Consider the following 6,307-nt stretch of genomic DNA (forward strand, 5'->3'; position numbering starts at 1 on the left):
ACCATACCCCTAGATAATGATCTTGAACGCATCGACGATCAAGGCGGTATTGTTGCAATTAGTGGTAAGGTCAGGCCTAGTGATCGGATTCAAGTTGAACAACGCATCTCCAGCATATTCTCACTGCGGTTGCCCATTACTTGAGCACTGAATAGTCTGGCCACCATTGATGATGGTGCCAATCACATGTTCGATATCAATTCGATGATGCTTGGCTAGCCAAATATTACCCCAATAAATTCAACAAAGCTGGCAGCGCTGACAACAGTGGAAATTCAAGCCCTGGCGGCGGGTAAGGTGGCCTGGAATGATGGGCATGAGTGCACCACACTATCCAGCAACGACAGCCGCTCTCGCTAATTTGACCGACGATTTAACAATTATTAGGACTTCCACCATGAGATTATTTTCAAAACGTCAGTGGGTTTCTGCAACGGTCATTGCCAGCATTTTGTTGGTCAGAGCACTGGGTTCTACCGCCACCGCCAGCCAACCCCCTATCGCCACGATTCAACGCCTCACCGCTGGTGACCGGGCCTGTTATGTAGAGCTAAAAGACGATAGTGGAAAAACCTCAACCGAATTTGCCGAATTCAACATTTGTGAACAACAGCTAGTGGGCAAACGGGTACCTCTCACCTACGAATCGGGTAATATCCTAGCAGAAGCCTGCCAGGGAAATCTCGACTGCGGGAAAAGTGAGACGGTCATGCTAATTAGCCGGGCAGACGTTTTAGCGCCAGTCAATGCACCGACAAAAACCATCCAAGCTCTAGCTGACGGCAATTATCGTTATTGGAATGGAACGACCAATCAGAGCATCGTTTCCGACGAAACCCTCGTAGCCAATGGCGGCATCGTGTTCCACTTCCGCAAGCAGGGGAATAACGTGTCTGGAGTTTTTTCCTATGTTGATGGAGAAGCGATTTGTGTCGAGGGACAGGCCAACGGCAACACCGTTAGTGGCCGTGCAGCCCAAACCCTCCAGGGCGCTTCTGTGCGGAGTGCAGGAGAATCTTTTGCGAGTTTTGGTCCCAGTAAAGCTTTATCCGTCCGACGAGGGTACAAAGTTAACCGCCAGGTGGTTCGCTATGATAGCGCGCTCCTGAATCTGGCTGGGATGAATCGGATTAATGTAGGCTCCCGGACACCTAGGGGGTGCGTTTGAAGAACAAAAAGCTGAGCTAGGAAGGCGATCGCCTGGGCCTAGTGGAAGTTAGCACATGACTTGGAAGGTTAGGCTCAAAGAGAGTGGAGTTCTAAGCAGGCATAATCACCTCCAAGACTTGCTGACAAGATCGCCCCTGAGCAAATAGTCCGAGAGTGGTTAACCTAATAACGAAGTGATCGCCCTTAGAAACTCAGAAGCTCAGAGACGCGATCGCCCCCTCCAGTTGCAGCTCCGTAACCTCTAAATACCGTTGAAGTGCCTGCAAGCTGCGGTGCCCGGAGATTTCCTGAATCACTCGCAGCGGCACCCCGGCGCTACTCATCTGGGTCAAGGCAGTTCGTCTAAAACTGTGGGTACTGACCCCTACAAGCCCTAAGCGATCGCTATATTGAACAGTATGCAAAACCCTATTGCTCAGCTCCAGCTATGCTTTGAGCGATCGCGTAAGGCTTTGTGGATCTTCTTCCATTTCTCCTTTTCGGCTAATTGGGCAGATAGGTCCTGTTTACGGGTGGCATAATCTAGCTCTCGTTGCAGCTTTTGATAGCTGAAAAATCGAGCGGGATCGAGTAACCCTTGTTCTATGGCTTCCTGTACAGCACACCCTGGTTCGGTTGTATGTTGACAATCGCGAAAACGGCATTGCTGGGCTAACTCCTCAATGTCGGCAAAGGTTTCCTGCAAGCCCTCCGCTGCTGACCAGAGCTGGAGTTCCCGCATCCCTGGCGTGTCAACAATACAGCCTCCAGAAGTCAGGCGAATCAATTGCCGATGGGTGGTGGTATGTCTCCCTTTGTGGTCTTGCTGCCGCACTGCTTGAACCGCCTGAGCTTCCAGACCTAGCAATTGATTGGTGATGGTTGACTTACCTACTCCTGATGAGCCGAGCAGAGCTACTGTTTGTCCCGATTGTAAATAGGGCTGTAACGCTTCTAGACCTTGCTGTTGAGCCGCGCTCAAAACCAGAATGGGCACTCCCAAAGCGATTGCTTCTACCTCTGAGATTCGTGCTTCTACGCAATCGCACAGATCCGCTTTGTTGAGCAGAATCACCGGATTGGCTCCACTCTCCCAAGTTAAAACCAAGTAACGCTCAATGCGGCGGAGATTGAAGTTGCTATCCAGGCTGGATACCAAAAAGACGGTATCAATGTTTGTTGCCACGACTTGCTCGGTCGTTTTGGCCCCCGCCGCTTGTCGCGAGAACTTGCTTTTGTGTGGCAGTACTTGATGGATGGTCGCTTTCTCAGCTCCAGCAGGTAGGTTGACCACAACCCAATCGCCCACGGCTGGAAAATTGTGGGAACTGGCTGCTTGATGGCGAAACTTCCCCGTGACTTCAGCCGCGATTTCTCCTTGCTCGGTGTAGAGGAGGTAGGTTTGCTTGTGCTCTAGCGCTACTCGACCTACTTTGTAACCTGCGGCACGATAGGGGGCAAAGCTGTGAGCAAAAAAATCGCTCCAGCCTAGCTGTTCTAAACTCATTTGTGTAATTCCTCAAGTAAAGCTGGCAATCGGCCAAGTTCACAGAGGAATGCCCGTTTTTAGCGAGATGAAATTAGGTCAATTGCATCTGCATCTAAGCCAGCATCTCTGTGACTGCCTGACGGTTGATTGAATTTGGCATGGCAGTGGTTACAGTGACCCGCTCAGTCATATTTCTTGCTTCCTAAATACAAATATCTTTGGTCTACAATCTCATATCCCCGAGTTCCTGAAATCAGTTTTGTCTCTCAGGCTAATGCCTACATCGCCCAGCGAAACCTTGTGGGCCTCCCCCTAAAGCCCTCTCCGCATCGGAAAGGGACTTTGAAATTCGGCTCGCATCGCTATCCCTGGAGGGAAGCAAGCTAGGCAGGGAAAAGGCTGGGGGTTAGTTTTTTGTGGAAATCAGGGGGCGATAAGGTTGCCAGAGTTGCACAGCTCTGCCGTTGGCGATCAAGAATTGACCATTGGGGCTGAACTGGAACCGACTCACACCATAGATTGCTGTGATGCTTTGCCCTGTCTGGGTATTCCACAAGAGAATCCCTTGGCGCGGAATTGGCTCGCTTTCCACCAATGGCAAAAGCAAGCTACTGGTGGCTAAGACGCTGCCATCAGGACTAAACGCCAGATAGCCCAGATTGTTTGGCTGCACTGGATGTCCAGCCGACTGGACTAGGTTAAGAGTGTGGATAGGTTGGTAGGTGCGAAGATTCCAGAGATAAGCTGTTTTCTCTTCACTACTGGCTAGCTGCTGACTATCGGAGCTAAACGCTAGGTGTTGAATTGAGTTGCTGTGTTTGCGTAGGGTGATCAGTCGCACTCCTGTAGTAGCATTCCACAACTTGATGCTGCGATCGCTATCTGCAGCCGCTAGGAGTTGGCCGTTGGGACTAAAAGCTAGAGGCAATCTGGGCGGGAGGTTAGCGGCTTGACCAACCAAAGTGCGAATCAGTTGCCCAGTGGTTGCGTCCCAGAGTTGTAGGGTGTTGCGATCGCTGGCCGTGGCTAGCCGCTTACCATCAGCACTGATCAACAGAGTAGTCGCAATGCCATCGGAGGGCTGCAAAGTGATGGTGCGTAGAAGTTGCCCCGTTTGCAGGTTCCACAGCTTGATCGTGCGATCGCTACTGATGCTAGCAAGTCGTTGCCCATCGCTGCTAATAGCGATCGCTCTAACCGCATACCGATGACCACTGATCGTCCGTACCGCCTTCCCTTGATCAGTGTCCCACAGGCGGATCGTGCCATTAGAGAGTCCTGCTGCCACCAGCCGACCATCCGGTGTGAAAGCTACCGAATTGGCGACATCTCCCACAATGCGGTTAGACTCAGTTGGAGGTTCCTGAGCTGTTCCCCTATAGGAAGAAGCTTTTGTTGCTTGGCCCCGCAGGAGAGTAATCAGCCGAGTGCCTCGCTCTGCATTCCATAGCGCTAGTGTGCTGTTGTTGGCTCCTCCATTACAAGAGTCCTCATAGCTATAGCTGCTGATCGCCAGAAGCTTGCTGTCGGGGCTAATGGCTTGGGCCACCGGATAGGCAGGGCAGTTTTTGTTGGAGTAAAGCGATCGCAGGTCGATGGAGCGGGCGAGCCGGGCTTGGTTCCAGCTACCTTCAGTGGGTAAAGGAGCTTCCAGAGCTGTAGAGAGCCAGCCGAACAGGACAGGTAGGTAACGTTTGAAGCGATCGCCTTGCAGATAGAGGGCATCGATCATACAGCTGCCACAGCTTTGAGCATTGAGCATGCCACTAATACGCTCCCAGGAAATACCCGCCCAAGGTAGGTGTCCCACGGGAGCTTGCCGCGAGTAATTTAGCTCTGGCTCAGTCAACCACTCCGGAGCTACAAAGTTGTCTGGGTCAGGAGTTGACCGAGTCCAGCCGACGCGATCGCCAAAGGCTTTAGCCGCAGTATTCGTATTGTCAGGATGTTTGGCTCTCACCTGATCCCAGATCTGTTTCTGAGCACTGAAGCCAAAACGCCCACCGCTAGCTTCTGTCCAGAGTTGGTCTAAGGTTTGCAATACTTCCGGGGGAATATTAGTGGCGAGGGGTGAGCTAAAAATATCACCTTTAGGATGCACCCAAGTCTCCAAAATCCGGCGAGTTTCAGCATCAGCAGCCCGCCAATCTTGCGCCTTTAGCTGCTGGCGCAGAACACTTACATCTATGCGGGAAGCCTGCGCGAGAACTGGGCCAGAGACTTCTTGGGCGACGGCCATCTGAGTTGGCAGCGCCAAGAGATTGGGGTAGGGAACAACCAAGCTAGTTCCTAATAAGAGAGCACAAAAGAAGCGATTCATCAGATCTTTCTAAGGTTGTAGGCGATGAGGAGTGATGGAGCAGAGCGATCGCATAGCTGAACTGACGCTGTTGGATCAGCCGCAGGGTAACCAGGGAATTCAACCAAGCTCATTGAGACAAATCAAGCTAAACCTCGGTTTGCTAAGGCTGGGCACTCAAAACTGGATACAACGGATGGAAGAAAAATTCCTAACTAAATCTCAAAATTGAAGCCTTTTTCTTTGAGTTGAGGGTACTTTGATTTATCGATTTGAGTTGTCCAGCTCGATAAGCAAATCCATTTTGAGAATTTCTTTGCGAAAGTTGCCCTTATCTAGAGATACCCCCAACACGGTTTCATACAGGTTTTGCAGTTGGGAGAGGGTGAATTTGCTTGAGAGAAGTTCAAAACGGATCGGCTCATAACGGACTTTGCCCTTGAGGCGATCGCTCTGCTGAAACCGTCGAAAATCTCATTCTGTCATTGCGCTTCTGCCTTGAAACAAATACTTCAATCGCAACTGTCAGCCCCTCAAAAATTAAGAGCTGCGATCGCCCCTCTAGTTGCAACTCTGAAACCCCAAGATAGCGTTGAAGCGCTTGCAAGCTGCGCTGTCCCGATATCTCCTGAACTACCCGTAGCGGCCCCCGGCACTGCTTATCAGGGTCAAGACAGTTCGTCTACAACTGTGTCCTGACCCTGACCAGCCCCTAACGATCGCACATCTCCCGTAGAATCTCGTCTGCCGACTTAGGATTGATGTGCCCGCGCCCGTGCCGTCCGGGGAAGAGGTACTGTTGACCCGCCCCGGTACGGTACGTCTCCAAGTATCTTTTGAGAGTTGCATTAATGGGAATTTGCCGTGTCTCCTGCTTCCCCTTGGTGTTGGCCTTACGCAAAGTAATCTTCATTCTGACTCCCACTACATCATAAGCATCTGTGGTCAGCATTGAGCCAGCCTCACTGATGCGACATCCCGTATAAAGGCAGATGCCAAACAGGGCACGATCGCGATCGCCTCTCAACCATTGAGACTAAGGTCGCAGCAATCAAGCAACGATTGCTTAGCTTTGCACAAAAACATTGCCTAAGATACCTCGTTTCGGCAATGTTTTTGTGCAATTTTTGTGGCTTAAGGCATATCTCAGGAAGACTTCAAGGGATCGCAACGCTAACATCCCAAGGAGCTGAGAGGCGAGATACTCTCCTCAGCATTGCTCCGCTTGAGTAGCGCGATAATGGCATCCACCCAGGGCAAACGCATCTAAATTGGGGCAAGAGAGTGGGTGAGATACTGGATTAGAGCGTTTTAGCCAGAGACTCCTAACTGACCATGCCATCAACTGCTGCAAGCCTTCTAGAACATTT

At 51.1% G+C, this 6,307-nt stretch carries 7 protein-coding genes; 1 reads left to right on the forward strand and 6 read right to left on the reverse strand.

From position 1 onward, the window contains the following. Window positions 1-397: 397 nt before the first annotated feature. The gene (locus NDA01_RS30920; RefSeq protein ID WP_348231065.1) at window positions 398-1,168 is read left to right on the forward strand and encodes a hypothetical protein; all 771 of its coding nucleotides are present in this window, start codon (window positions 398-400) and stop codon (window positions 1,166-1,168) included. A gap of 193 nt (window positions 1,169-1,361) precedes the next feature. Here the strand turns inward: NDA01_RS30920 and NDA01_RS30925 are convergent, their stop codons facing one another. From NDA01_RS30925 to NDA01_RS30950, 6 genes are all read right to left on the reverse strand, one after another. After that, window positions 1,362-1,574 carry a tyrosine-type recombinase/integrase gene (locus NDA01_RS30925; protein WP_431193598.1) on the reverse strand — a complete coding sequence of 71 codons (213 nt, stop codon included), beginning with the start codon at window positions 1,572-1,574 and terminating at the stop codon, window positions 1,362-1,364. An 11-nt stretch (window positions 1,575-1,585) separates the two neighbouring features. Beyond that, window positions 1,586-2,656 carry a ribosome small subunit-dependent GTPase A gene (gene rsgA / locus NDA01_RS30930; protein WP_348231066.1) on the reverse strand — a complete coding sequence of 357 codons (1,071 nt, stop codon included), beginning with the start codon at window positions 2,654-2,656 and terminating at the stop codon, window positions 1,586-1,588. Window positions 2,657-3,044: 388 nt separating this feature from the next. Next, complete coding sequence (locus NDA01_RS30935) at window positions 3,045-4,958, reverse strand: GUN4 domain-containing protein (protein WP_348231067.1); 1,914 nt, start codon at window positions 4,956-4,958, stop codon at window positions 3,045-3,047. A gap of 243 nt (window positions 4,959-5,201) precedes the next feature. Continuing rightward, complete coding sequence (locus NDA01_RS30940; RefSeq protein WP_431193599.1) at window positions 5,202-5,354, reverse strand: NrtR DNA-binding winged helix domain-containing protein; 153 nt, start codon at window positions 5,352-5,354, stop codon at window positions 5,202-5,204. 4 nt (window positions 5,355-5,358) lie between these two features. Continuing rightward, entirely contained in the window at window positions 5,359-5,544 is a 186-nt protein-coding gene (locus tag NDA01_RS30945; RefSeq protein WP_348231068.1) for a hypothetical protein, read from the reverse strand. A 105-nt stretch (window positions 5,545-5,649) separates the two neighbouring features. Then, window positions 5,650-5,964, reverse strand: a complete 315-nt coding sequence (locus tag NDA01_RS30950) for a tyrosine-type recombinase/integrase (protein ID WP_348231069.1) — start codon at window positions 5,962-5,964, stop codon at window positions 5,650-5,652. Window positions 5,965-6,307 lie beyond the last annotated feature (343 nt).

Source organism: Trichocoleus desertorum AS-A10 (assembly GCF_039962155.1).
GTDB lineage: Bacteria > Cyanobacteriota > Cyanobacteriia > FACHB-46 > FACHB-46 > Trichocoleus.

Coding starts and splice junctions, on each gene's coding strand:
- NDA01_RS30920 (WP_348231065.1), top strand. CDS start 398: ATGAGATTATTTTCAAAACGTCAGTGGGTTTCTGCAACGGTCATTGCC.
- rsgA (WP_348231066.1), bottom strand. CDS start 2,656: ATGAGTTTAGAACAGCTAGGCTGGAGCGATTTTTTTGCTCACAGCTTT.
- NDA01_RS30935 (WP_348231067.1), bottom strand. CDS start 4,958: ATGAATCGCTTCTTTTGTGCTCTCTTATTAGGAACTAGCTTGGTTGTT.